The 24,421-nt window shown below is 58.2% G+C and carries 20 protein-coding genes and 1 riboswitch; of the genes, 17 read left to right on the top strand and 3 right to left on the bottom strand.

What is annotated here, in order from left to right; genetic code table 11:
- Positions 1-8: 8 nt before the first annotated feature.
- The 4 genes from RMR21_RS22925 to RMR21_RS22910 all read left to right on the top strand — a co-directional run bounded on the left by RMR21_RS22925 (position 9) and on the right by RMR21_RS22910 (position 6,760).
- On the top strand, positions 9-1,589 hold the full coding sequence (locus RMR21_RS22925; protein ID WP_498672164.1) for a hypothetical protein: 1,581 nt from the start codon (positions 9-11) through the stop codon (positions 1,587-1,589).
- Between the two features lie 655 nt (positions 1,590-2,244).
- Positions 2,245-3,372: an anti-phage 6A-MBL system MBL-fold protein gene (gene mblB, locus RMR21_RS22920; RefSeq protein WP_498672161.1), complete on the top strand. Its 1,128-nt coding sequence runs from the start codon at positions 2,245-2,247 to the stop codon at positions 3,370-3,372.
- A 5-nt stretch (positions 3,373-3,377) separates the two neighbouring features.
- Positions 3,378-5,609 (top strand): anti-phage 6A-MBL system cap2_3 protein, encoded by a 2,232-nt coding sequence (cap2-3, locus tag RMR21_RS22915; protein ID WP_498672160.1) that lies wholly within the window; start codon positions 3,378-3,380, stop codon positions 5,607-5,609.
- A complete protein-coding gene (locus RMR21_RS22910; protein ID WP_498672158.1) occupies positions 5,606-6,760 on the top strand; it encodes a patatin-like phospholipase family protein in 1,155 nt (384 codons plus the stop codon). Before cap2-3 ends, RMR21_RS22910 begins: the two co-directional genes overlap by 4 nt.
- Positions 6,761-7,093: 333 nt before the next feature.
- On the opposite strand, the gene RMR21_RS22905 is transcribed toward RMR21_RS22910, so the two are convergent.
- Positions 7,094-8,191, bottom strand: coding sequence for an RHE_PE00001 family protein (locus tag RMR21_RS22905; RefSeq protein WP_498672156.1), 1,098 nt, complete (start codon positions 8,189-8,191; stop codon positions 7,094-7,096).
- A gap of 108 nt (positions 8,192-8,299) precedes the next feature.
- Here RMR21_RS22905 and RMR21_RS22900 point away from each other — a divergent pair, with 108 nt between their 5' ends.
- The 7 genes from RMR21_RS22900 to RMR21_RS22870 all read left to right on the top strand — a co-directional run bounded on the left by RMR21_RS22900 (position 8,300) and on the right by RMR21_RS22870 (position 15,987).
- Positions 8,300-9,952, top strand: coding sequence for a TnsB C-terminal domain-containing protein (locus RMR21_RS22900; RefSeq protein WP_042617858.1), 1,653 nt, complete (start codon positions 8,300-8,302; stop codon positions 9,950-9,952).
- Between the two features lie 6 nt (positions 9,953-9,958).
- Entirely contained in the window at positions 9,959-10,837 is an 879-nt protein-coding gene (locus RMR21_RS22895; protein ID WP_042617857.1) for a TniB family NTP-binding protein, read from the top strand.
- Complete coding sequence (locus RMR21_RS22890; protein WP_052496828.1) at positions 10,834-11,715, top strand: TniQ family protein; 882 nt, start codon at positions 10,834-10,836, stop codon at positions 11,713-11,715. The genes RMR21_RS22895 and RMR21_RS22890 overlap by 4 nt, the downstream gene beginning before the upstream one ends.
- An 86-nt stretch (positions 11,716-11,801) precedes the next feature.
- Entirely contained in the window at positions 11,802-12,995 is a 1,194-nt protein-coding gene (nhaA, locus tag RMR21_RS22885) for a Na+/H+ antiporter NhaA (RefSeq protein ID WP_042617856.1), read from the top strand.
- A 175-nt stretch (positions 12,996-13,170) separates the two neighbouring features.
- Positions 13,171-13,247: riboswitch (Fluoride riboswitch) on the top strand.
- Between the two features lie 86 nt (positions 13,248-13,333).
- A complete protein-coding gene (locus RMR21_RS22880; protein WP_110807942.1) occupies positions 13,334-15,151 on the top strand; it encodes a voltage-gated chloride channel family protein in 1,818 nt (605 codons plus the stop codon).
- Positions 15,152-15,226: 75 nt separating this feature from the next.
- Positions 15,227-15,553, top strand: coding sequence for a fluoride efflux transporter CrcB (gene crcB, locus RMR21_RS22875; RefSeq protein WP_082249875.1), 327 nt, complete (start codon positions 15,227-15,229; stop codon positions 15,551-15,553).
- On the top strand, positions 15,550-15,987 hold the full coding sequence (locus tag RMR21_RS22870) for an EamA family transporter (RefSeq protein ID WP_110807941.1): 438 nt from the start codon (positions 15,550-15,552) through the stop codon (positions 15,985-15,987). The genes crcB and RMR21_RS22870 overlap by 4 nt, the downstream gene beginning before the upstream one ends.
- Positions 15,988-16,912: 925 nt before the next feature.
- On the opposite strand, the gene RMR21_RS22865 is transcribed toward RMR21_RS22870, so the two are convergent.
- Positions 16,913-17,884: a malate dehydrogenase gene (locus RMR21_RS22865; RefSeq protein ID WP_042617880.1), complete on the bottom strand. Its 972-nt coding sequence runs from the start codon at positions 17,882-17,884 to the stop codon at positions 16,913-16,915.
- A 5-nt stretch (positions 17,885-17,889) separates the two neighbouring features.
- Entirely contained in the window at positions 17,890-18,675 is a 786-nt protein-coding gene (locus RMR21_RS22860; protein WP_042617851.1) for a substrate-binding domain-containing protein, read from the bottom strand.
- A gap of 126 nt (positions 18,676-18,801) precedes the next feature.
- On the opposite strand from RMR21_RS22860, the gene RMR21_RS22855 reads away from it, so the two are divergent.
- From RMR21_RS22855 to RMR21_RS22830, 6 genes are all read left to right on the top strand, one after another.
- Entirely contained in the window at positions 18,802-19,680 is an 879-nt protein-coding gene (locus RMR21_RS22855) for a LysR family transcriptional regulator (RefSeq protein WP_042617850.1), read from the top strand.
- A 5-nt stretch (positions 19,681-19,685) separates the two neighbouring features.
- Positions 19,686-20,312 carry a uracil-DNA glycosylase gene (locus RMR21_RS22850; RefSeq protein WP_042617849.1) on the top strand — a complete coding sequence of 209 codons (627 nt, stop codon included), beginning with the start codon at positions 19,686-19,688 and terminating at the stop codon, positions 20,310-20,312.
- A 63-nt stretch (positions 20,313-20,375) separates the two neighbouring features.
- Complete coding sequence (locus RMR21_RS22845; RefSeq protein WP_082249874.1) at positions 20,376-21,518, top strand: TDT family transporter; 1,143 nt, start codon at positions 20,376-20,378, stop codon at positions 21,516-21,518.
- Positions 21,519-21,583: 65 nt separating this feature from the next.
- On the top strand, positions 21,584-22,204 hold the full coding sequence (locus RMR21_RS22840; protein WP_052496827.1) for a DsbA family protein: 621 nt from the start codon (positions 21,584-21,586) through the stop codon (positions 22,202-22,204).
- Between the two features lie 422 nt (positions 22,205-22,626).
- Complete coding sequence (locus tag RMR21_RS22835; RefSeq protein ID WP_042617848.1) at positions 22,627-23,028, top strand: DUF305 domain-containing protein; 402 nt, start codon at positions 22,627-22,629, stop codon at positions 23,026-23,028.
- Positions 23,025-24,401, top strand: a complete 1,377-nt coding sequence (locus RMR21_RS22830) for a YncE family protein (RefSeq protein WP_092937832.1) — start codon at positions 23,025-23,027, stop codon at positions 24,399-24,401. Before RMR21_RS22835 ends, RMR21_RS22830 begins: the two co-directional genes overlap by 4 nt.
- Positions 24,402-24,421: the final 20 nt, after the last annotated feature.

Here is a 24,421-nt window from a genome sequence, read left to right as displayed (position 1 = left end):
GGTCGGCAATGGAATGGTGGCAACTTCCAGGCCCTGCCCGCTACATATCGACACTTGTCGACGCCCTTGTCCAGCATGGTGTCGCGCTCGCCGAATGCCCGCGTCCGTTACCGGGCGGGCTCGTAGCCGCAATTGCCTCAGCAGCCGAGCGCGACCATGTCGTTTCAACTGTCCAGGTGCCGGGGATGGATATATCGCCCAACGCTTCCATCGTCCACCACCTCGCCCGCGCGCTCGGTGCTAGCGGCCTATCGATCGGTTCAGTATCTGATTTCCTCGCACACCCAGATTTCTCAAACACTGTATTCATCATCGATGGCTTTCATAACAGCGCGATGCCGCAATGGAGCGCGCTTATTCGCGCGATTGTCTACGAGCGTCGTAACGCTGGGCACGAGAACGGTCCATATCTCTTGCTTATGACACCGCCCGGGTTGAGCAACGAGAATCTGCTCCGCCTTGCCGCTGGAACGCCGCGTCACAGGCAATTGGGTGTTGTATCGGCAACCGACACACAGGCTTTCGCGGGCGCACTCGGACTGACCGGGTCGTCGTCGTTGACAGGAAGCGTTAGATTGTCGACGGTGATAGAGATTGCCGCCTGGTCGCGCGAACTGCTTGAAGTCGCAACCCAGTGGAGCGAGGCTGAGCAACTTGCGCCGGCGACACGGGTTGCCGAGCTCGCGAGCCGACATACCTATCCGTTTCCTTCCTGGGGAAACGGCCTTGTCGATCTCTGGGGCGCTGCGGCGGTTCCCCACATCGTCGCAGCGGTGGCACATGGATTTGAGGCCGAGGTTCCGCGGCGGGTATGGGCCGCGCAGGTGAAGGCCGTACTGCCATGCCTTGACCTCATCCGCCGTTCTATCGTTTCTAAATATCTTCGTCGGCTTTCCGGTATGGCAAGTGCCCAAAATCCTTATAGGCGGAGGGGGACTAAGATGAAGGAGGTCACAGATCCTTGGAAACTTGAGTTTCTTGATCTACAGACCCTCCTTTCTGCGGTCCTCGGACCCGACGAGATCACTGGTCTGACCGCGCTTAGAGCCACCCGCAACAAGCTGGCCCATGGCACAAGCCTCACTGTTGAGGAGATTGCCGCAGTAGATACCTGGTGGGTTAAACTCAACGAACGGTTTCCACCGCTTGTACCCGGTTGGCAGTGGCCGCGCACGGGTCAGAAGCTCATACTCACGATCGGTCCCCCGCAGGCGGGAAAATCCACATGGGCGACAGGCCAGGACGCTATCGTCATTCCATCACTTGGCGCCTCAACGCTGACTATGGCCGATCACGAGCGAGACACTAGGATACGCACCGCCCTCGAGAAGGGCACCAGTGTCATCATCGACGACCGGCACCTGTTGATCGGCGGGCGTCTCGATCTGGTTGGGCTTGCCCCGCGCGACATTGATGTAGAATACGTCGTCCTGGACCGGTCCATCGAAGAAAAGGTGGCTGGTCTTGAAACACACGCTGAGGCCAGGGTCCGCAAGGCCCACGAGCAGTTTCAGTCCAACCTTTCAGATCACCTCTCCGGCGACGGCCAAGTCAATGTCGTTGTACGAGATTTGAGATCGGCCAAGTGACGAAAGGCATCAGCGCCACCCACCTTCGTGCACATAGCATCCCAATGATGTCGAGAGCCTAAGGCGTAGCCGCAACGATCGACCTGCAGATAAATGCCCTATGAAAGGTGAATTGTTGCGAAATGTGCACAAGAATTTCGCGCCGTCGGGCAAGTCACCTGTGCTCGTACCTCGAATAAGTGCCGCCATGATGGTGGGCAGGTCCGCATTCCAAAGGTGTGGGGGAACCTCTTCGTGAGGAAGTTGACCCAGAGGCCGAAGGCTAGCTCGCTAGTAATGTAGTCAGACAAGCCGACTGACCCTTGTCTACTCGCCGCGATCGTAATTGGCTGCGTCGAGGCCCAGTGTCCCCACAGGTACGTAATAAGGTCGATTCCGGAGGGCTGATACGGCTAGGGCCCTCGCCCTTAGATTCGCTTGAGCTTTTGCTTACAGGCTTAACCACGCGGTGACCAGTCGAGCCGGACTCGCGTTGTTTCACCGAACCGCAGCGTCCATTGAGGCTGACGAGGCGAGATCAGGTCTCTTTGGCCGGAATGGGTATTATTTTTATACGAATAGTATCTTGACGGGTAAGGTTATTTTACTGTATATGGTATCTATTCCCATCAACATATTGCATCGGCAACCACGAGGTTTGCCGGAGGAGACCTTTATGCCTGCTTTTATGACGTTCTTCCCCCTTGGAAATGCCGACACGACGTTGCTACGCCTTGCTAACAACGACCTCGTTTTGCTGGACTACGCCAACATGCGTGGCGGTCAATCCGACGATCCCCGCATCGATCTTCCGAAGGCACTTCTTGACGAACTCGACGACGCCGGCCGCAGCTCTTTTCGCGTTGTCGCCTTTACCCATCTCGACGACGACCACATCTGTGGAGCGTCCGAATTCTTCTGGTTTGACTACGCGCGTATCCATCAGGGCCCCGGCCGGGTAAAGATCGATGAGCTCTGGGTGCCTGCCGCAGCCATCATTGAGACCGATCTTGAGGGTGATGCCTGGACTATCCGCCAGGAGGCACGCCACAGGCTGAAAAATGGCTACGGCGTCAAAGTGTTTTCCCGCCCCGCTAATCTTCAAGCCTATCTTGCTGATTGGGGTTTGACGACAGAAGATCGTAAAGATTGCATCGTCGACGCCGGTTGCCTAGTCCCCGGTTTCTCGAAGTTCGATTCCGGCGGTGCCGAATTCTTTGTCCACAGTCCTTTCGCGTGGCGGACAGACAACGGTCTCGAAGATCGCAACGAAGGTTCGATCGTGGTTCAGATGACGGTGCGTGAGGGCGGCAATGAAAGTTACGCGCTTCTCGGTGCCGATATCAATCACGAGACCTTGGCGCAGATCGTCCAAACCAGCCGCAAGCATGGAAACACCGATCGTCTTCACTGGGACGTCCTCAAGCTCTTCCATCATTGCTCCTACAAATCACTGTCAGCGGAAAAGGGGACGGACGTCACCGAACCTGTTCCCGATGTGAAATGGCTCTTTGAAACGCTGGCCCGCGAGAAAGAGATCATCATCTCGCCGAGTTGGCCGATCCCGGAAAAAGGTAGCGCTGACGACCTGGATCCGCAGCCGCCTCATCGCCAGGCCGCAAATTACTACAAACGGATCATCAAGGACTCGAATGGCCAGTTCAAGGTGACGATGGAAACACCCACACGCAACAATCCGAAGCCGATAAAGCTCAAGATCACCGGGGCAGGCGTTGCCGTTGTCATCACCGGGGCAGCGTCTATCGCAACCCAGGCCGCAGCTAGCCCTACACGTGCAGGATAACCGCGATGTTCCAGCCGCCTGAAAGCACCATTATCGAGGCCGGAGCGCTCCAGGTTCCCCTTGCTCGGCGTATTGCTACCTACATTCAGTCTGCTTGCGAGGGGATTGCTACCCTTCGCGAGTGCCGTTTTGTCGCCAACACCGGCGTTGAGATCGTCAGCTTCGACTTGGTCGTCGAGCTGCCCCAGCGCCCGATATACCCCATTCAGCCTGTAGAGACCGTGTCCGTCTGCTTGTCAGCCAATTGCGACCTCGGGCCAGCTGTTCTCGTCGCCCGTTCGGACTTCCCGGATACACCACATCAAACGCTGATGCCGAGCGGCTATCCGTCCGGTTTGTGCATCGATGATCGACCGTGGTCGGATGTGCGCGCAGGCTACGGCGCAGCCGAACTGTTGTCTCGTATCCAGGCTTGGTTTGCCAAAGCCGGACAAGGCGAACTGCATGGCAATGACCAGCCATTCGATCCCTTCTTCGCTTACGAGGGTGGCCATCAGATCATCATGTCCTGCAGTGGTGAGGACGCGCTCAGTCAGGGAAATCCCCTTGTCCTCATCGCGCCCGACGGCCAGGCACGTTATCTGTTCGCTCTCTCTGAAACCGTCCATGCCAACCCGGCTGCCCTCCGTGCTCATGTGTTGACGATCGACGTGGCACCGCAGTCAATGCGGCGCATCCGTTTCGCCCCAAGAACGCTAGGCGAACTCACGGTCCTACTCCGCGAAAGAGAGGTCGACGTCGATCTCGCTCTGCGCAACTCGATATTGGAATGGCACGCCCACAACAAGAACATTGATACCCATGTCTGGCTTACCTGCCTGATTCTGCGCCTGCCGCAGATTCACCCTTTGACCGGAGAAATCGGACCAACCGGGCGGATGGCTTTTCTGTGTGACGCAAGCCCCGGCGATATCGGCACGCGGCTGGGGCTTCTCAATGAGAACGACAGTGGAGAGGCTCCCTCATTGCGCTACGTCTTGACGTTCAAGCCAACCGTCGAAGACCCTAGCGCCCTTGATACTCCGATCTACTATGCACCCATCCATCCGCATTTCGACGGCGAGAGGGCCGCCGCTATGGCAGGCCGCGCGTCGGCCGACAATCGGCGCATCGTGATGGCCGGAGCCGGTTCGCTCGGGTCAACGGTCGCAGAAAGCCTCGTCCGGGAAGGGCTGTTCTCTTGGTCCCTGGTCGACGATGACGTGTTCCTCCCACACAATATCGCGCGCCACAGCCTGACGACCGCCGATCTCGCGAGATCAAAGGCCGATATGTTGCTTCGAAGGCTTCGCGCGATCCGCGGGGACGCGGTCGGTGCTGCGCTCGTTGAGGATATTCTGGCACCGGACGCGGGCCGCGCCGCTCTGGACGAAATGCTGACGAATACGGACCTGATTTTCGACGCATCAGCTTCGGTCCCGGTCTCGCGCCGGCTCGCGGATCACAGTTCGCCCGCGCGTCGTGTCTGCGCCTTTTTTACGCCAAGTGGTCGGTCTGCGGTTTTGATGATCGAGGCGGCCGATCGCTCGTGCAATTTGCGCCATTTGGAGGCCGCCTACCTAGCTGCGCTTGCCGACGATACCTGCCTAACCGACCATCTCAAAGCCGCCGGCCAATTGCGGTATACAGGAGCCTGCCGGGCATTGACCAACCGTATTCCCGCATCTGCGATCGCAGTACTAAGTGGCTCGATCGCTCATGCGATCTCGTCCAATATCGCAGATGCTTCAGCGGTCTTGAAAATCTGGTCGATGGACGATGAGGGCAGTACTCGCTGCATTGATATAACGACTGATGTGGATCGGTTCGAGGTCGGCGGATGGACGGTCTTTCTGCCCCGTTCGCTGCATCTGCGCCTGAAACAAGAGCGGGCGGCATGTCTACCAAACGAGCATGGCGGATCGCTGATGGGGCTGATCGATGACACAGCGAAATTGATCACCATCGTTCAAGCGCTCGACGCACCGCCAGACAGCATCGCTACTCCGAGCACGTTCGTAAGGGGTACACGTGGGCTGCGGCATGCGATAGAAACAATGCGTACCCGCTGCGCCCATCAGATCAACTATATCGGGGAATGGCATTCCCACCCGCGAGGTGTAAGCGCCTCTCCCAGCGAAACCGATCTAAAGCAGATCGCTGATCTCGCCCGGATCCTCAACCTCGAGGGCATGCCAGCGGTTTCGCTGATCGTGAGCGACAGGCAGACGCGTGTTCTGATCGGTGAAAGCCAATGACGACATCCCTGCCCCGCCTAGGCCTTGCACTTTCTGGAGGTGGTCTTCGGGCCGCGGCATTTCATCTTGGCGTGCTCCGGTATCTTGCCGAGCGGTCGTTGCTGGAACAGGTGAATCAGATTTCGACGGTATCGGGTGGCAGCCTCATCGTCGGCGGCATTTTTGCCCAGTCCGATGGCAGCTGGCCAACTTCGGTTCGGTTCCTCGACGCGATTTTTCCGTCACTGCGTGCCACACTTGTGTCCAGTGACCTCTTCAGTTTGCGCGCGCTGGGGATCGGCAACATCTTTTGCTCAAGTAAAGATATTCTTTTCGACCGCGCCCGCATCCTGTCGCGCCAGCTCCAACACCACTGGGGCATACAATTGCGACTTTGCGACCTTCCTGTCTCGCCCATCTGGCATATCAACGCAACGTCCTTCGAGACCGGAAAAAATTGGCGTTTTTCCCGTGAAAGTATGGGCGACTGGCGTTTCGGGACCTATTTCGAGCCTAAAGTCACCGTAGCGGACGCGATTGCAGCGTCGGCAGCCGTCCCATACGTAATAGGAGCTTTGAAACTCGAACTGCCTTCACAGGGTTGGTGGCACACAGATCCTGCGACCAAGGAGCCGCTGCGAAAAATATCACCGGGCTTGCAAAAGGTAAGGCTTTGGGACGGGGGTGCTTACGAGAACCTGGCTCTCGAACCGCTGTTCAAGCCAGCAGAGGGCCTCAAGGGATCTGACGTGCTGATCTGTGCCGACGCTTCCGCACCGCTCGGTCGTCCCACCGACGTACTTTCGAGCCTCTTGAAAGGACAACTTGCTGGTCCAAGACTGTTTGACATTGCCTCCGACCAGATCCGATCCCTGCGCTCACGTATGCTGGTGGGCGCAATCCAGCGAGGCGAAATCAAGGGCTTCCTTTTGCGCCTAGGATCGTCAGCTCGTCAGTTCGGCTTTAGCGCACCGAAAGCGAGTGAGTACCTGTCCGACGACGAAAGCCAGACAAGCCTGGCTTATCCGACGAATCTTACACGTATGCCAGAAGACCTCTTCGACCTGATCGCGCGCCACGGCTACGAGGTCGCGGCTATGACTATAGAAAGGCATGGCGATCACATCCTGTTCGGGCCCAAAGCAGTCGCGGATGAGCGGATTGCTATGTGAACCCCTGCCGCGTCTGTCCTTGAATACAATACGAACAAGTTCTCTCTATAGACCGAGAGCAATTCAACTTCAAGGACGTTGCGGCATCCTCATACATCGAACCTAACCCCAGGCTCGGCGGGGACATTAGGCGCACATTCCCCCACCGTTGGAAGCATCCCCGGAGCTCGAACCGTATCCCACTCTGCAGTTCGTAGCCTTGTAGGCCGCTCCGGAGGTTTGAGCTAGCAACGAATATTATGATGCGCCATGTGTCAATCGATAGACAGCGCGGCGCTCTGAATTGCAGCAGCCCGGCGTGATTGAAAGGGCTGCATTAGCCCCCCCCTACGCTTACATCGTACCCCATGCCCGAAACCTCCCCCTGCCCGTCATCTCGCGCAAATCCAGCTCCTCGACGATCCGTAGCGCCGCCCGCGGGGTAACACCAAGTTCCTTGGCGATCATCCCGGCCGACACCAATGGTTTTGCCATCACGAGCTCGATCATCTGCGGCAGTTTGGACGACGTCCGTCGTCCGACCAGCTTGCGTTCCATCATGGTTTTCGCGAGCGCCAGCCGATAGTGCTCTTTAAGCCCGAGCTCTGCCGCCGCCAACAATCCCTGGGCAACTGCCAGCAGTCGCGTTTCCCGGTCGCGATGTCGACGGCGATCAACCGGAATGGTTTTCAGGCCAAGATTGATGGCTGCCAGATGATTTTGCGTGGTGATTCCGGCCTGACGCAGGATCGACGCGGCCAGTAGCCGCCCCAGCCAGGGTGCATGTTGAAGTACGGAAAGTTCATCCCAGGCATCAAGGGCGATGATCGCCTGCAGCACCGGCGGCAAATTTTCGGCCTCCCTCACCACGCCGTGCCATTCGTCCAGCCGCTCCTCCTCATCCCAGTCGAGATCATAGATCATCGGATTTTTTTCACCGGCGCGGCCGACCCCCGATTGGCCGGGACGCTTTGCGTTCTCAATGGCGGCGTCAGAGCGGGCGAGCAACGCGTCGATGGCAGCGAATTCCTCCGCAAGCGCGCCAGCTTCATCATCGGTGCCCTCCCCTGCTCCGTTCCCAGTGTCTGGCACAGCGTCGCCCCCAGCCGCGACCGATGTCCTGTTGTCCAAAGATGCTGCAGGCAACGCCTGCCCGGGCCATGCCCGGGCCTGCCGGAGGTTGCGAAGACCTTCGGTGGACAGAGCCCAGCCGGCTGGCTGCGCGACGATGCGTCGGCGCGTGCGCAAAACGTCGCGGGCGATGGTCAGCTCGTGGGTCGGTGTGCGGATATCTTTGGTCGCGTCATGGAGAACGAGGTCTTCGATGTGGACCAGTTCCCCGCCGATCCACAGCGAGGCGCAGGCATCGGTGAAGTGAGAGCGTTCGATAAAGCCCTCGCCGGCCGGCGAGCGGACAATGCGCTCGTCAAGGCGGGACAATGTGGAGGCCACGTGTGGGTTTTAGTTTAATTTTTCAACTCGGAAATTGTCATACGGACGTAAGGGTTAGGCGATAAATTTCAGTAGATTTTTCGCTAAGGATTTCAGCGAGGTCTGCCCATGCCAAAGCAATTGCATGATCAGGGATTGCCGGCGACACGCGCGATCTCAGATGAGCATTGGTCAGTCGCGCTCCGCATGGCCCGCGAACTGGACAAGATCCTTGATGGCATCGGGCCGAAGCAGGTGGCCGTTTCGCGCGCGGCGGCCGAGTTGCGGCTAACGCGGCGACAAATCTACAATCTCCTCGTCCGCTATCGCATGGACAGGAAGGTGACAGCCTTACTCCCGCGCACCGCAAAAAGCCGCCGCAAGCGGCTGTCAGAAAAACTTGAAGCAATCATAGCGACAACACTGCGCGAGCAATGGCTGACACTGGAAGCTCCGCCCCTTGCCCCGGTCGTGGCTGAAATCCGCGCTCGTTGCGAGGAAGCCGGGCTGACCTTGCCGTCATACGTTACGGTTGCCCGACGTATCCCGATGCTGTTTAGCGCTGAAGAGATCGCCAAGAAACGGTCAGCCAATCCGAAACACCTGCTCCGGCTGAGGCCACGACCAGGATATATTCACGCAACTCACCCGCTCGACGTCTGTCAGATCGATCACACTCCGGCTGATATCAATTTCGTGGAGGTCGTTGACGGAACTGGCGTGTTTGTGGGTCGGCCTTATCTCACGATCGTGACCGATGTGGCATCACGCGTTATTTTAGGTTTCTGCCTGACTTTGGAGAAACCATCTGTTCTGTCGGTCGGACTTTGCCTTGCCCATGCGATGTGCGCGAAGGACGAATGGCTTGCCAACCGTAGCCTTGCTCATGCCTGGTCGACATTTGGCAGGCCTCGGGTACTCGTCACCGACTCGGCGATGGAATTCAAGGGGCACGCTTTCCAGCGTGGCTGCGACGATTATGGCATCCGCATTCGATATCGTGACCGCGGAAGAGTGCATCAAGGCGGCGTGGTCGAACGACTGCTGGGCAAACTCAACGCTATCCTCGCCACCTATCGCGGTTCGACCGGAAGGTCTGTGGTTGATCGCGATGAATATCCCTCGGAACGGCGCGCCTGTCTCGGATTCGCGGACCTGGAGCGGTGCGTTGCGCTGGCCATCCTCGATCACAACCGGCAGGAAAACACCAAGACACTGAATGTGCCGAATACGGAGTGGCAGCGCAACAACGCAGCTTTACCGCGCTTCAATGACGATCCACACACCGTTCTATTGTCGTTTCTGCCGGGTACGGAAAGAAGATTGTCGCCGCAGGGGATCAGCATGTTTGCCGTACATTATTACGCGTCATGGCTTGGCGGCCTCATTCCGCAGCGCGACCGGCTGGGAAAGCTGGAAGTAAGATATGACCCTCGAGACATCAGCCATATCTATGTCCGGGATCCGGAAGGCAGACACTTCCGACCCGTCGAACGGCGCGATGGCAGGCTTACGTCGCTGACGCTATGGGAACATGAGGCTGAGCGCGCCCGCCGGCGCGATGCAAACCATCGCTCAAGTGTTGCAAGGGTGGAGTTTCGCCGCGAAATCGCTGCTATCGTCGGGACTGCGAAACAACCCAGACGCCAGTTGCGAACTGCTGTCCGCGGTATCCACGCGGGCGCGTCGCAGAAGCCTTATGCGGCTATGCAGGAACAGGCGCGCGTTGCCTCACCTCATCCCACCCGTCAGAAAAGCCGACTACCGGTCGAAGACTGGTAGCATGGCATGTCGGACCATCTGCTCGACCATGTCCGATCCTACCTTGAACGCGACCAGGATGAGCGGATCGCCTACATCCGTGCCCCACGATGGATCGGACATCAGGTTGCTCAAGACAGCCATATACGGCTCACCGAGCTACTCTCAAGACCGCCGTCATTACGAACCCAGGGCCTGATGCTGGTCGGCCCCTATGCCAATGGCAAGACGATGATTGCGGAGCGGTTTGCCGTCGAACACCTGCGAACATCTGTCCAGCAGAAGCTTTGGATGGTCCAGACGCGAGAGGGCGCGGGCCTTGGCCATTTCTACGCGAGCATTCTCCAGGCGCTCCACGCTCCTGGGGGCGACATTTGGAATGTCAGCCGCAAGGCGGAACAGCTGGATCACTTGCTGGCAAATCTCAAGCCAAAGGTGTTGATCTTCGACGAGTTTCACAACGCATTGCGCGGACGGGCGCGCGACATCGAGGCGATTTTTGCATTCCTGCGACGAATCGGCCGTCAGTATGACATCGCCCCGGTTCTGATCGGGGACGTATCCGTCTACGACTTCCTCAACGCCACCAGCGAGATGGCAAGCCGTTTTGATCTGGTCGCAGTCCCGCGATGGCAATACGATGAGCCCTATCTGATGTTGCTCGATAGCCTTGAAGCAGCGTTGCCACTTGCCAGGATCTCGGATCTGTCCAGCGAGCCGTCGGCGCGGCTTATCTTCAGGTTATCGGAAGGTTTGATAGGCGAGACCGTCACCATCGTCACAAGAGCGGCCGTCGCGGCGGTACAATCCGGAGCCGAACGTATCACCAAGGCGGGCATCGTCGAACTGCGGCACATACCAATATCGCAGCGGCGCCTACCGGCTTTACGGGACAACCTGTTATGACGATGGGCGATGCTGGTATCCCGACAATCAGCATACAACGGAGATACCGTCACGTCGTTTCCGACCAGTGGCCCATCGACGTCTTACCGCAAACCGACGAATTGCTGTCGAGCTGGCTGCACCGCCTTGCTTATGCCAACGGTGTTGCACCACGTGGATTCGCCCGCGTCTTCGGACTTGGATCTGGCATGTGGTCACCAGCCATCGATTTCAGACCCTCGAGCGACATCGAAAACCTGCTTCGCGCAAATGCCGGTGTATCCCACGCTCAGATCGTGGCAATGACCCTGGCAAGTGGCATCCCGACGGAGCTCTTGCTGCCGTTACGAAACAGCGGTCGGCGCGGGACTTCAACCTGGTTGCAGTACTGCCCCCAATGCCTGGCTGGCGATGAGCATCCATATTTTCGCCGCAGCTGGCGTTTGGCGACCAAAGTATCTTGCCGCCACCACCGCTGCGGCTTGCGCGACCGGTGCCCATCCTGCCAAAGACGTATCGAAGCCTACGGTCAAAGCAAGCTTGTTCCCCAGCATTTTTGCGTCCACTGCGGTTTCGATTTGCGCAAGGCGTCAAAGGTCATCATCAGCGTTGCAGCGCACCTGGTGGATTATCGCATTGATCAGATGTGCCGCGGGGCGAGTGTCACTCCAGAACATCAGCGCGTTTTCCTTGCACGATTGCTGCAAATCCCCACGCTGGTGATGACCCACACTTCCGGCTCGCTGCTCAACTTTTCCAGCTCGACGCGAATCCGATGCTTCGAAAAGTTTGCAGATCGCGTTTGCGTACGAATAATGCGTGATGACGATAGTGCTGTCTGGCCAAGCCCCTATAGGGCCGAATCTGCTGGAAATCGTCGAGCAAATACCCTAGTTTAAAGCTTACAGTGCGTGCTGCGTGCGCTGCGGGCTTCCCCCGAAATTGACGGATACTTCGATCAACCTCTCACAAGGAGCGCGAACCCATGTCTTCGACATTTTCTCAGGGCCGCATTCAATCCACTCTCCGTCAGTTCCTCGATAATGAAGCATCGGGGGGCATCATCCTGATGGCAGTTGCTGCTCTGGCAATTGCCACGGCGAACTCGCCGTTGGCAGAGAGCTACTTCCATGTGCTGCACGTCTATGTCGGCCCGCTGAGCATCCAGCACTGGATCAACGACGCCTTGATGGCCGTCTTCTTCCTGCTGGTTGGCCTGGAGATCAAACGCGAGATGCTCGACGGCCAGCTTTCAAGCTGGAGCCGGCGCGTCTTGCCAGGCGCGGCTGCTGCAGGAGGCATGCTGTTTCCGGCACTGTTTTACCTCTACTTCAACTGGAGCGACCCGACAGCTATCCGTGGCTGGGCAATCCCGACTGCGACCGATATCGCCTTCGCTCTTGGGGTCCTTTCCCTTTTCGGTAATCGTGTTCCCGCATCGCTGAAGATATTTCTGGCGGCGCTGGCCATCATCGACGATCTCGGCGCCGTTGTGGTTATCGCTCTCTTCTATACTGCGGAACTGAACCTGCTCGCATTGGCTGGCGCGGGCCTCGTCGTTGGAAATCTGATCATCTTCAATCGCATGGGCGTGAAGGCCCTCTGGCCCTATCTCGCCCTCGGCGCGGTCCTGTGGGTGTTGGTTTTCGCATCAGGCGTGCATGCCACCCTTGCAGGTGTCTTGCTGGCGTTGACGATACCGCTGAAGCTGACGCCGGGGACGCCGGAGGCCACACACGATGAATCACCTCTGCACAGGTTCGAACACTTGCTGCACAAGCCGGTCGCCTTCGCGATCGTGCCGATCTTCGGCTTTGCCAACGCAGGTGTTTCGTTTGCCGGTTTATCGATGTCGGTCTTCGAAGAGCCGCTCACAATGGGCGTAGCGGCCGGCCTGTTGCTCGGAAAGCTGGTCGGCGTTCTGGGAACAGTGGTCGTTCTGGTAAGACTGGGCCTAGCCGATCTTCCAGCGAGCGCCAGTTGGGGTCAGATGACCGGCGTGGCCCTGCTGTGTGGAATCGGGTTTACGATGTCCCTTTTCATTGGCCTGCTGGCCTTCAGCGATCCAGTTGTACAGGATCACGTCAAGATCGGGATCCTGATGGGGTCGCTTGTGTCCGGTCTTTTGGGTGCGGTCTTTTTGACCGTCTCGGGCCGGCGAGCGAGGCGTGCGGTCTGAGTTGCTATTACTCTCCCGCGACCTTCTCCGACCTCCGCACCCCCCAAATATGTGCTGAGATAAATCGGTATCACTTAAAAAACTGCGTTCAGGTCGAAGATGTGGCCACCGTGCCAAGCAATCCCGCTCACCATGGTGAGTGGGATTGACATTATTCGGATCAATTGGCTATTGAAGTCACAACGGTAATGGATTCTGCCGGGCATTACGCCGAACCGCTTCCCCGATGAAGCTGATGACTCCTACTCAACGCGCAACACGCGAAGGAGTAGAGTCGTGCCTAGAATTCTGTACCTGTCCTCCAAGACGAAATGTGACCGTGCGGGAGCGTCCATCTGATGGCGTTTTCTGCATTTTTCGGACTTCGTATCGCCCAGGTCCGTAGCCTCGCGAAATGGATCGTGATCGTCGTACCGATGGCTGCTGCCGTCGGCTCGCTCGTAGCCCTGTTTCTCTGGAGCCTTGACCGGGCAACGGAGCTTCGTTTCGAATTTCCCTGGTTGATTTACGGCATGCCTGTCGCAGGTTTTGCGATGGTCTGGGCCTACCAGAAATTCGGTAAATCGGCGGAGGGTGGCAACAACCTCATCGTCGACCAGATCCATGAGCCGGGCGGCGGCGTGCCGCTGCGCATGGCGCCCTTCATCCTCGTCACCACCGTACTTACCCACCTCGTCGGCGGCTCGGCCGGTCGCGAGGGAACCGCGGTCCAACTCGGCGGCAGCCTGGCCAGCGCTTTTGGCAAGATGTTCAAGCTGACGCCGGGCGATGCGCGCATTCTGCTAATGGCCGGCATTGCTGCAGGCTTCGGTGCGGTGTTTGGAACACCCATTGCCGGCGCGATCTTCGCGCTCGAAGTCCTGACCATTGGCCGGATGCAGTATGAGGCCCTGTTGCCGGCTTTGCTGGCTGCCGTCGTTGCCGACTGGACCTGCCATGCATGGGGCATCGGCCACACCCACTACGCAATTGCCTATCTCGGCGGCGTTGGAGAAGCGGTCGGTTTCCACCTCGATGCCCTCCTCCTGCTCAAAGTGGTCACTGCCGGTTTGGCTTTTGGCCTGGCGGCCCATTTCTTCGCCGAACTTTCCCACCTCGCGTCGTCCGCCTACAAGGCGATCCTGCCTTATGCGCCGCTGCGTCCGGTACTCGCCAGCGCCATATTGCTGGGCCTCGTCTACCTCCTCGGTACGCGGGAATATCTCGGTCTGGGTGTCTGGTCCCCCAATCCCGACGACGCGACGATCCTAGGCTTTTTCCGTCCCAATCACGTGGATTACTGGAGCTGGGCCTGGAAGGCGCTGTTCACGATCGTCACATTAAACGCCGGTTTCAAGGGCGGCGAGGTCACACCGCTGTTCTTCATCGGCGCAGGTCTCGGCAGTGCGCTGGCCGGTGTTCTCGGCGCACCGGTCGATCTTTTTGCGGCACTTGGCTTCGTGGCCGTCTTCGCCGGCGCCACTAATACGCCGCTGGCTTGCATGATCATGGGGATTGAGCTCTTCGGCGCCACCCATTCGGTCTACCTCGCTGTCGCCTGCTTCGTTGCCTATCTGTGCAGTGGCCATTCCAGCATCTACCTGTCGCAGCGCGTCGGCGTTCCGAAAACCGCTGCCGCCAACGATATTCCTCCCGACATCTCGGTTCGCCACATGCGTGACATGCGGACTCAGAGCCTCGGCGAAATCGTCGGAAAGGTCCGTCTCCGGTCGATCGCCACAACCGCAACACTCAACGAAAGGCCCATCATCGTGAAGCAACACAAGCTGCATTCTACCGAAATTGGCATGGTCCGTATCTACATGAAGCCGCGTGAGAAGACGCCCGGCAAGGGCGGTTGGTTCGGATCGAAGCCTCTTTACCGGGAATTGGTCGTGCAGGCGAAGTCGGCCGGCATCAAGAATGCCGTCGCGCACCATACGCATTTTGGCTATTCGAACAGCGGTAAGCTTCAGGACGAGGGCTTCGAGATCCCCAATCCGGATCTGACTATGTGCGTCGAGATGATTGCATCACGCGACCAGCTCGAAGAGTTCTGCCGGACCCATGGCGCGGTCCTGAAACACAAGGTGATCGTCTACAAGCACCTGGAACAGTGGGATGTCGTCCATCACGACGTCGAAACGGCAGAAGCGCTCAAAGTCACGACATCCTGAAGGAGGCGCGATCTTGGTTTATCTGATCGTTTCCTTGGCGCAGGTATCGGTGGTGTTTTCCGGCACGCCGTCAACATGGGAGCGGCGCGCCTGTTCGGCTTCGGCTTTCCCTACGGCACACTCACCGTCAATGTTGTCGGCTCCGTCGTCATGGGCCTGCTCACGGAATTTTTCGTGTTTCGCTCAGGCCTGCCACAGGAGTTGCGCCTGTTCCTGACCACCGGGTTGCTCGGCGGGTTCACCACCTTCTCGACCTTTTCGCTGGATGCCGTGACGCTGTGGGAACGCGGGCAATGGGGTGTTGCTGCCGGATATGTCGCTCTTTCGCTGGTCCTGTCGATGGCGGGACTTTTTGTCGGCCTCATGCTGATCCGGATGGCCGGACATGGACAAGCCGCATGAAAATCTTCCTTACAAGCTGGACGTTCTGGGCCCTCCTTTCGGCCGGCTTTGCAGCCCTGACGGCGATCTTCGCCAAGATCGGCGTCGAAAACGTCAATTCCGACTTCGCCACCTTCATTCGCACCATCGTCATCCTGCTGGCCGCTGGCGCGATGGTCTATATCACCGGAAATTGGCAGGAGCCGTCGACGGTCTCGACCAGAAGCTGGCTATTTCTTGTACTTTCCGGTTTTGCCACGGGCGCATCCTGGATTTGCTACTTCCGGGCGCTGAAGCTTGGTGACGCCGCCCGCGTCGCGCCGATCGACAAGCTGTCCGTGGTGTTCGTGTCCATTTTCGCTGTGCTGCTTCTCGGTGAGCGCCTGACGCTCCCGAACTGGCTCGGTGTCGTGATGATCGCGGGAGGCGCCGTTCTCGTCGCCTACAGGGCTTAAGACCGTCAAAAAACTTCAAGGGGGAGGAATGCACGATGTTGAAGGTGTCGTTTTGCATTTAATCGTGAGATTCCAGTCCTAACAGTTTCAGTAAGATAGCCCGGCACTTAATTTGAGACTTGGCATTTAATTTGAGACTCTGGCTTCTGTTTGGCACTTAATGTGAGATTCGCCGCCAGGAAAATATGGCTGTTTACGGCCACGCCTCAATGGAATTGCGAGAGACCGATTGTCGTCAATGGCCTTGCAGCCATGTGATTACAGACACATGCCGCTACCACTGGTCATCAAAGCCCGTCGTGCTGCTTCGACGTGGCTGCAATTCTGTCCTGCGTGCCTCGGTTCTGATCAGCCCCCATATTTTTCGGAGGCGATGGCGACACTCGACTAGAATCTCCTGCTTTATCCACGGGTGCGGATTACGCGACCGTTGCCCATCGTGCCACCGCGGAATTACTGCCTTCGCTCAGCCACGGCTTGTCGGCCAGCATGTCTGCACCTCTTGCGCTTATGACCTGCGGCGGGCGTCCAAGGTGCCGGTGACAATTGAAGCGCAATACTTTGAACAGATAATCAATCGTTCTATCGGTACAGTGGCGAATATCCTTGCGACGAACAATCCGCCGAAATGGCCTTGGCGACGAGATTTGATCGCAGTTCTACCGACTCGGTTTCCAGCCGGATACGCTTGTTCGAGCGCTTCATTCCCGACGACGCCTATCTGGATGAGGGCTTCGTCCTTCCCATTCGGCGGTCAAAGCGGATTATGAAAGATAAAATCGAACCGGCCCGTCAAACTGCAGCTCGCTGATCGTCGTGGTGGCATTCGCCTCTTCTGAGGCTGGCGCCTATTCTCCAAAATTAGGCGGAGAATAGGCGTGCAATCTCCGCACATCTTTTGTGCCAGCCTCCGCATCCCGCGATATCAGGATAAAGCGTCGCGCTCGCCGACAAGCTCTTCTATCGTTTTGTCCAGCATACTTTTCTGAAACCCGTCCAGATCGAGACCTTCAACGACGCTATAGTCACCGTCCTTGCACATCACAGGTACGCCACACACAAGCCCTTCCGGTATGCCATACTGCCCCTGCGATATAACAGCCATCGATGTCCAGCGCCCATCAGTACCACGCATCCAATCACGCATCTGATCGATCGCTGCATTGGCGGCAGATGCTGCAGAGGACGCGCCGCGCGCCTCTATGATCGTAGTGCCCCGCCTTGCGACCTCAGGGATCAGCACCTCCTTGTACCAATGGTCGTCGCCGATGGTGTCCGGCAGGGGCCTGCCGGCAGCCGTTGCGTAGGTCCAGTCGGCAAACATGGTCGGCGAGTGATTGCCCCAGATCACGAGCTTATCGATGTCGCCGACGCCACAGCCGACCTTGCGCGCCAGTTGAGTCAAAGCCCTATTGTGATCAAGCCGGATCATCGAGCTGACCTGCCTTGGGTTAAAGTCCGGCGCATTGGCGATCAGGATGGAAGCGTTGGTGTTGGCCGGATTGCCAACGACCAAAATTCTAGCTTGTCGTCCGGCGACCTCGTTGATCGCCCTCCCCTGCACCTTAAAGATCTCTGCATTCGCTGCAAGCAGGTCTCGCCGTTCCATTCCCTTTGACCGCGGCCGGGACCCGACCAAAAACGCTGCGTCGACACCGTCAAACGCTTGCCGAGGATCGTCGGTCGTGACGATGCTGTGTAGCAGCGGAAAAGCGCAGTCCTCCAGTTCCATGACGACGCCGCGAACGGCGTCCTGGGCTTGAGGCAAATCGAGCAGCCGCAGTTCGATCGGCTGCGACTTGCCATAAAGGTCACCATTCGCCAATCGAAACAGCAGGGAATAGCAGATCTGGCCGGCAGCACCGGTCACGGCGATCTTTTTGGGAGTGGATTGCATTGTCATTATCTTTCCTGAGACGGGATAAGGTTATTCGAGGGCGTGGTCCAGCCGGCCTTGGCAAAGATCGCCTTGGCCTCGGTGCCCTGAAGGAATTCCGAAAACGCCTTGGCGTCGGCATTCTTGCCTCCGCGCTCGGTCAGCACGATCCCGGTGTCTCGGTAGATGCGATAGTCCGGTTCGACCTCGACGACGTCTGCGAGTTCTGGGTTGGCGACCTGCCAGATATTCCAGATGATCCAGGCATCGAAGGACTTGTCCTCGGTCCAGGCCTTCTTGGCTTCGGCACTGTTGGCGGCAAAGGTCCTGATGTTGGCGCGAAGGGCCTTCACCTTCTCGATGTCACCGGTCCGGCCGGCCATGTCTTCCCAAAGACCGTTCTGCCCGGCACCATTGACGACAAGCACTTTGTGGCCGGGCTTGAACAGATCAGCGAGGCCGGTGATCTTCTCCGGGTTCCCCGGACGCACCAGGATAGCGGAAGGACGCAAGTAGAGCGGTACGACATCGGCGTCCTTGATCTGGCCGTCCATCGCCTTCACGAAATCCGACATCATCGTCTCTGAGCCGCTGAAGATCAGGTCGGCATTGTCTTTAGCCTTGCCGATCCATTGCGGCGTTGGGCCGGCGGTAACGATCACCGTGTTGCCGGAGCTTTTCTCGAAGGCGGCTGCCGCCTCCTTCATGGCAGGGAGTGGTCCACCGGGACCATAGACGTGGATATCGGCGGCAAGCGTTGGTGCTGTCGTGGCGCCAAGCATCACCGCGCCGGTGATGATGGATTTCAGCATGGTATTTCCTCCGTGTCTGGTAGGAGAAAACTAGCGCCATTCTGCATCAGTTCCATCGCATAATTTTGCTACGAACATTCGGATAAATCGATTATAACTCGGAGCCGATTCAAGGTTGCTATCCTCATGACCCTCGACCAGTTGCGCATCTTCGCCGAAGTCGCCCGCCAACAGCACATCACCAAGGCTGCCAAAGCGATGAACATGACGCAGTCGGCCGTCAGTGCTGCGGTCATCGCGCTTGAGGAACGGCACGGCGTGGCTTTGTTCGACCGGATCGGTCGTTCTATCGTTCTCAATCAAACCGGAACGATCTTTCTCGAGCATGCACTTCAGGTCTTGGCTGAAGCGAAAGCCGCCGAGTCTGCGCTAAGCGACCTTGCCGGACTTTTGCGCGGGGAATTGTCGGTTATGGCGAGTCAGACTGTTGGCGCCTATTGGCTGCCCTCCAGGCTTGCGACGTTCCACACACGCTATCCTGGTCTCGGTCTCGACGTCGGGATCGGCAATACCGAGGCGGTAGGCGACGCGGTTGAGGCAGGGCGGGTTGAGCTCGGCGTTGTAGAGGGCGCGGTCGACAGACCGGCCTTGTCGTCGCGCATGATCGCCACGGATGAGATGATCCTCGTCGTGTCGCCAACTCATCCATGGGCCAAAGGCAAAAAGCTCGGAAAGGCCGATTTTGAAGACGCGACATGGGTTCTTCGCGAACCCGGATCGGGAACACGGCTCGCCTTCGAGACGATGATGACGAAAGAGAAATTGAAGCTGCAGGCGTTGAACGTTGCAATTGTCCTGCCCGGAAACGAGGCCGTGCTCGGCGCAGTCGAGGCCGGCATGGGGGCAACACTGACATCGCGAAGTGCTGCCCAGACCGAACTCAACAGCGGCCTGCTGGTCGAGGCCAATGCTTCTCCGCTTCCGCGCCCATTCTTCCTGCTCCGGCATAAGGAGCGGTATCGCTCCAAGGCGGCCGATGCGTTCGAAGCCCTGTTGTCGGAATAGACACGATGACCTATCGCGGACCTGATACGCTCTGGCACGAGCATCGACGCGAGGAGCGGTTGGCCGCGCTTGACAGTGCGCATATGCAGCCATTGAACGCCTTCCGGGAGCACGTTCAGCTCAACTCCGACCGGGATATGCCGAACTTCGATCCATACGATGGCGGTATCAGCGCAAGACTGCTGATCCTTTTGGAGACGCCTGGACCAAGTCCGGTTGAACGCGGCCAGCGTTTCGTTTCGATCGATAACCCGACCGGCACGGCGAAGAACCTGCGCAAGGCACTGACTGGCGCAGGGATATCGCGCCGGGACATCGTTCTGTGGAATACGGTCCCGTGGGTCCGCGCAACCCGAAGCTCGATCGTGGCCAGCGAGCGGCGCGAGGGCATCAAGGGACTTGCAGGCCTTCTGCCGCTGCTGCCGAACCTACGTGTCGCCGTCCTGGCGGGCGCGGTGGCGAGTGGTGCTGAAGATGTACTGGTGGATGCCGGCATCGAGGTGATCCTCTGCCCCCATCCGAGCCCGACGCTGATCAATACCTCGCGGACGCTGCGCGACCGCCTTCACGCGGCTTTCGAAGCTGCCGCCGCAAATCTAGATCAATCGGAAACGGCGATTGAAATATCCTGAACTATGCGTTGGAACTAATCGTTGTACCCACGTATTTTCTCCTCGACGATCAGGAGAAATTCGATGCACAAGATTGTTGCCTTCAAGGAGCCGGTAGCGCCAGCCTCGGATGTTCCTATGCAAGGCCATGTCATACGGAACTTTACGCCAAATTGGTTCGCGACCACTATGGGCACCGGCATCCTTTCGGTCGCCTTCGCACAGTTTCCTGGGCATCCGGGGCTTTTCGCGATGGGTCAGGCGCTTTGGCTCTTCAATATCCTGCTGTTTGCAACCTGCACAACGCTCTACGCGGCACGCTGGCTGCTCTATTTCCAAGAGGCAAGACGGGTCTTTTCCCATTCCGTCGTGTCGATGTTCTTCGGCTGCATTCCGATGGGATTGGCCACGATCATCAATGGCTTCCTGATCTATGGCATCCCACATATCGGCGACACGGCGGTGTCGATCGCAACGACGCTTTGGTGGTTTGACGTCGCTCTGTCGCTTTGTTGCGGCCTCGCCATCCCGTTCATGATGTTCACGCGCCAGTCGCACTCGATCGACCAGATGACCGCAGTCTGGTTGCTGCCGATCGTGGCAAGCGAAGTAGCGGCCGTCAGCGGTGGTCTGCTTCTGCCCCATATCGGCGATGCTCAGACGCAGTTGACGGTGCTGATGACGAGCCTGGTTCTCTGGGCCTGTTCGGTCCCGCTCGCCATGAGCGTTCTCGTCATCCTCTTCCTGCGCATGACGGTCCACAAGCTTCCGCATGTCAACATGGCCGCCTCGAGCTGGCTGGCTCTCGGCCCGATCGGAACCGGTGCGCTTGGTCTTCTCGTCATGAGCCAGACCGGACCCGCCGTGTTGTCGGCGAATGGATTGGCGAGCGTTGCTCCGGCCTTCGGTGGCGCCAGCTTCCTCGGCGCGATCCTCCTGTGGGGCTACGGCATCTGGTGGCTGGCGACTGCTGTCCTGATCACCCTGCGCTACCTTCGCGAGGGCCTTCCATTCAATATCGGCTGGTGGGGCTATACCTTCCCGCTTGGCGTGTTCGCCGTCGCCACGCTTCGTCTCTCAACGATGGTGCCGATGTCGTCTATCGCAATCTTTGGCGCGGTTCTTGTTATAGCACTTGTCTGCATGTGGCTGCTGGTCGTGGCCAAGACGATCAAGGGCACTCTTGACCGCTCGCTCTTCGTCTCGCCCTGCCTCAAGGCCGACTGATGATCGAAACACTCCGGCATTGCTCATGCCGGAGTGTTTTTTCTCGTAACCGAACAGGAGAAGACATGACGTTTCGTATGATGGCCGTGATCGTCGGCATTGCCTTAGGATGCGTGACATCGGCCGAGGCCGAACCCGTGCAGGATTTGATGACCCCGGCCGTATTCCAAGACAGCTTCGTTGGGCAGAAGACCGCTCCAGTCACGCTGGTCGTCTATTCCTCCCCAACCTGCAGCCACTGCGTCGACTTCCATGAACGAGACCTGCCGAAACTGCAGGATACATATGTCGCATCGGGTAAGTTGAAGATCGCGTACCGGCCCTTCGTGCGAAACTCGGTGGATGCCGTTATCTTCATGCTGGCGAATGCGCGGGGCCGAGACAAATTCGACGAGACGGTATCGTCCTTCATGACGAAATTCGATGAGATTGCCGGCGCCGCCAACGCCGAGGATGCATTGCGCGAGATCGCCGCTAGCATGGGCATCGACCGCGCAGGTTTCGATCGCGCTGTCGCCGATCAGGCCTATCTCGACAAGCTCAATGCTGCGACAACCGAAGCGAACAAAAAATTCGGAGTCGCCGGCACGCCATCGTTTTTCGTCAACGGCCAACAGGTTCGGATTAAAATGAGTTTCAACGAGGTCGCCAAAGCAGTCATGAAAGCCACCGCCAGCCTGGAGTGAAACCAAAATCTGAGAGTGGCGGAATTCCCTGTAGGAAGTTTTCCTACGATCGACCAGGCTGGTTTTCCTCTGAAAAGACGGACGACTGGGCGCCGTCGTCGAACGGCTTAGAATGTCTGCTTTTTCGCCCTGTTCCAACCGGCCGTTCATTCTCCATACCGCAATCCGCTGCGAGTATCGTCCTTCAGACATCGTTCACAGGCCGATTGGATCCAACACGCGTGATCCTCTTGGCGGCATATGAACAAGCCGTATTTCGGCACGCCTCGAGTCACCATCCGCGTTCCGTCGTTCTTCGCGCAGACCGGTATAGCACCGCGCGTGCCAACCGCTCACGCCGACGTGAGAACAAATACGGATGAGCAGTGGAATAAACGGCGACCCACAGCGTTCTTATCCACTAAAGCCAAAAGGATTCCGCCATGCGCGTTTACAGTTTCATACTTGTTGCCAGTTTTGCCATTGTGGGAAGTGCAACTGCTGAGCAGTTCCACGACCACCAACCGGCGATGAGCATGGAGGATAGCGGCCCTTCAACTGCGTTCTCGAAAAGCATGAAGGTGGCCATGGACAAAATGCATACCGGCATGATGGCGGTACCCGAAACAGGCAATCCAGACCACGATTTTCTGGCGCAAATGATCCCGCATCACCAGGGCGCCATCGACATGGCCAAGGCCGTGTTGCTCACCACCCAAGATCCGCAAATCCGAAACCTCGCCCAGTCGATCATCACAGAGCAGGCTTACGAAATTCAGTTGATGAATTCGATGCTCACACAACAGCGCGGCTCCGTCGCCGCCAACCCGGAGACTTCGAAATGAAACGTTCCGCAGCCCTGCTGATCGCCTTGATGGCGAGCACGCCAGCCTTTGCCCTGCCCGAATCCAAGGACCGGGTCTATGCTGCTGACCAGAACAGCAACACCGTATCTGTCATCGACCCATCGACCAACACGCTTCTCGGCCTGATCAAGCTCGGCGACCCACGCCCGAATGTCTTGAGCCCGCTTTACAAGGGTGAGGTCAACGTCCACGGCCTTGGCTTCTCGCCGGATCACCGTACCATCGTCGCCGTCTCGACGGTGACCAATTCCGTGACCTTCATCGATACCGCGACAAACAAGATCAAAGGTGTCGCCTATATCGGCCGCAACCCGCACGAGGCCTTCTTCACGCCGGATGGCAAACACGTCTGGGCAACCGTGCGTGGCGAGGATTACCTTTCGGTCATTGATGCGAAGACATTCAAGGAGACCGATCGCATCAAGACCGAGAGCGGTCCCGGCATGACCATCTTTACGCCAGACGGCAAGCGCGCCTTTGTGGCCAACAGCTTCAATCCGGTCGTTCAGGTGTTCGATGTCGCGTCGAAAAAGCTGCTTGCATCCATTCCGGTGGTCTCGCCATTCTCGCCGTTCATTCAGGTGACGCCAGATGGAAAGGAAGCCTGGCTAACCCACAAGGATGTCGGCAAGGTGACGCGAATTGATACCAAGACATTGAAAGTCAAGGGCGTGATCGATAGCGGTCCGATCACCAACCATCTGGCGTTCGCCGACACATCCGCCGGAACTCTGGCTTATGTGACCATCGGCGGCGAGAACGTCGTGAAAGTCTACACGCTGGACGACGAGGCCAAGCTGATAGCCACCATTCCCGTCGGCGCCTTGCCGCACGGTGTCTGGGGTTCGGGCGACGGCAGCCGCGTCTTTGTTGGCCTCGAAAACGGCGACGCGGTGGACGTGATCGACACTCAGAAGAATGAGAAGATCGCCCATATCCCCTCAGGCCAGGCCCCACAAGCGCTGATCTACGTTCCGGATGCGGTCCCGACAGGCGATGGCCGCCAAAACCTTGAACCACGCAAGGACATGCCGGAGAACATCACACTTATGCTGAAGCCTGCCGCAGATGCGCAAGGCGGCGGAATGGTCGTCTCGCGCAATCTTGGCCTGATCGATATCGTAGATCTCAGCGTTTCGAAATTGAAGCCGGACACGGCTTATGCGCTGTTGTTCGAAGGTCAGCCGGAACCGATCGTGGCGTTCAAGACGGATGCCAAAGGTGCCGCGATGGCATCTGCCACCAGTCCGACCCGCTCCATCGTCAAACCGGGCGAAGCCTCCAAGACACCTAAGGTTATCCTCGTTGAGGGAACAGAACCGTCAGCAAATGCGGTCTTGCAGAGCAACTAACAGTTTGGCTACCTGTTATG

It is taken from the genome of Agrobacterium sp. rho-8.1, from assembly GCF_033957725.1.
Classification (GTDB): Bacteria; Pseudomonadota; Alphaproteobacteria; order Rhizobiales; family Rhizobiaceae; genus Agrobacterium.
This window is presented reverse-complemented; position numbering and strand designations above follow the sequence as displayed.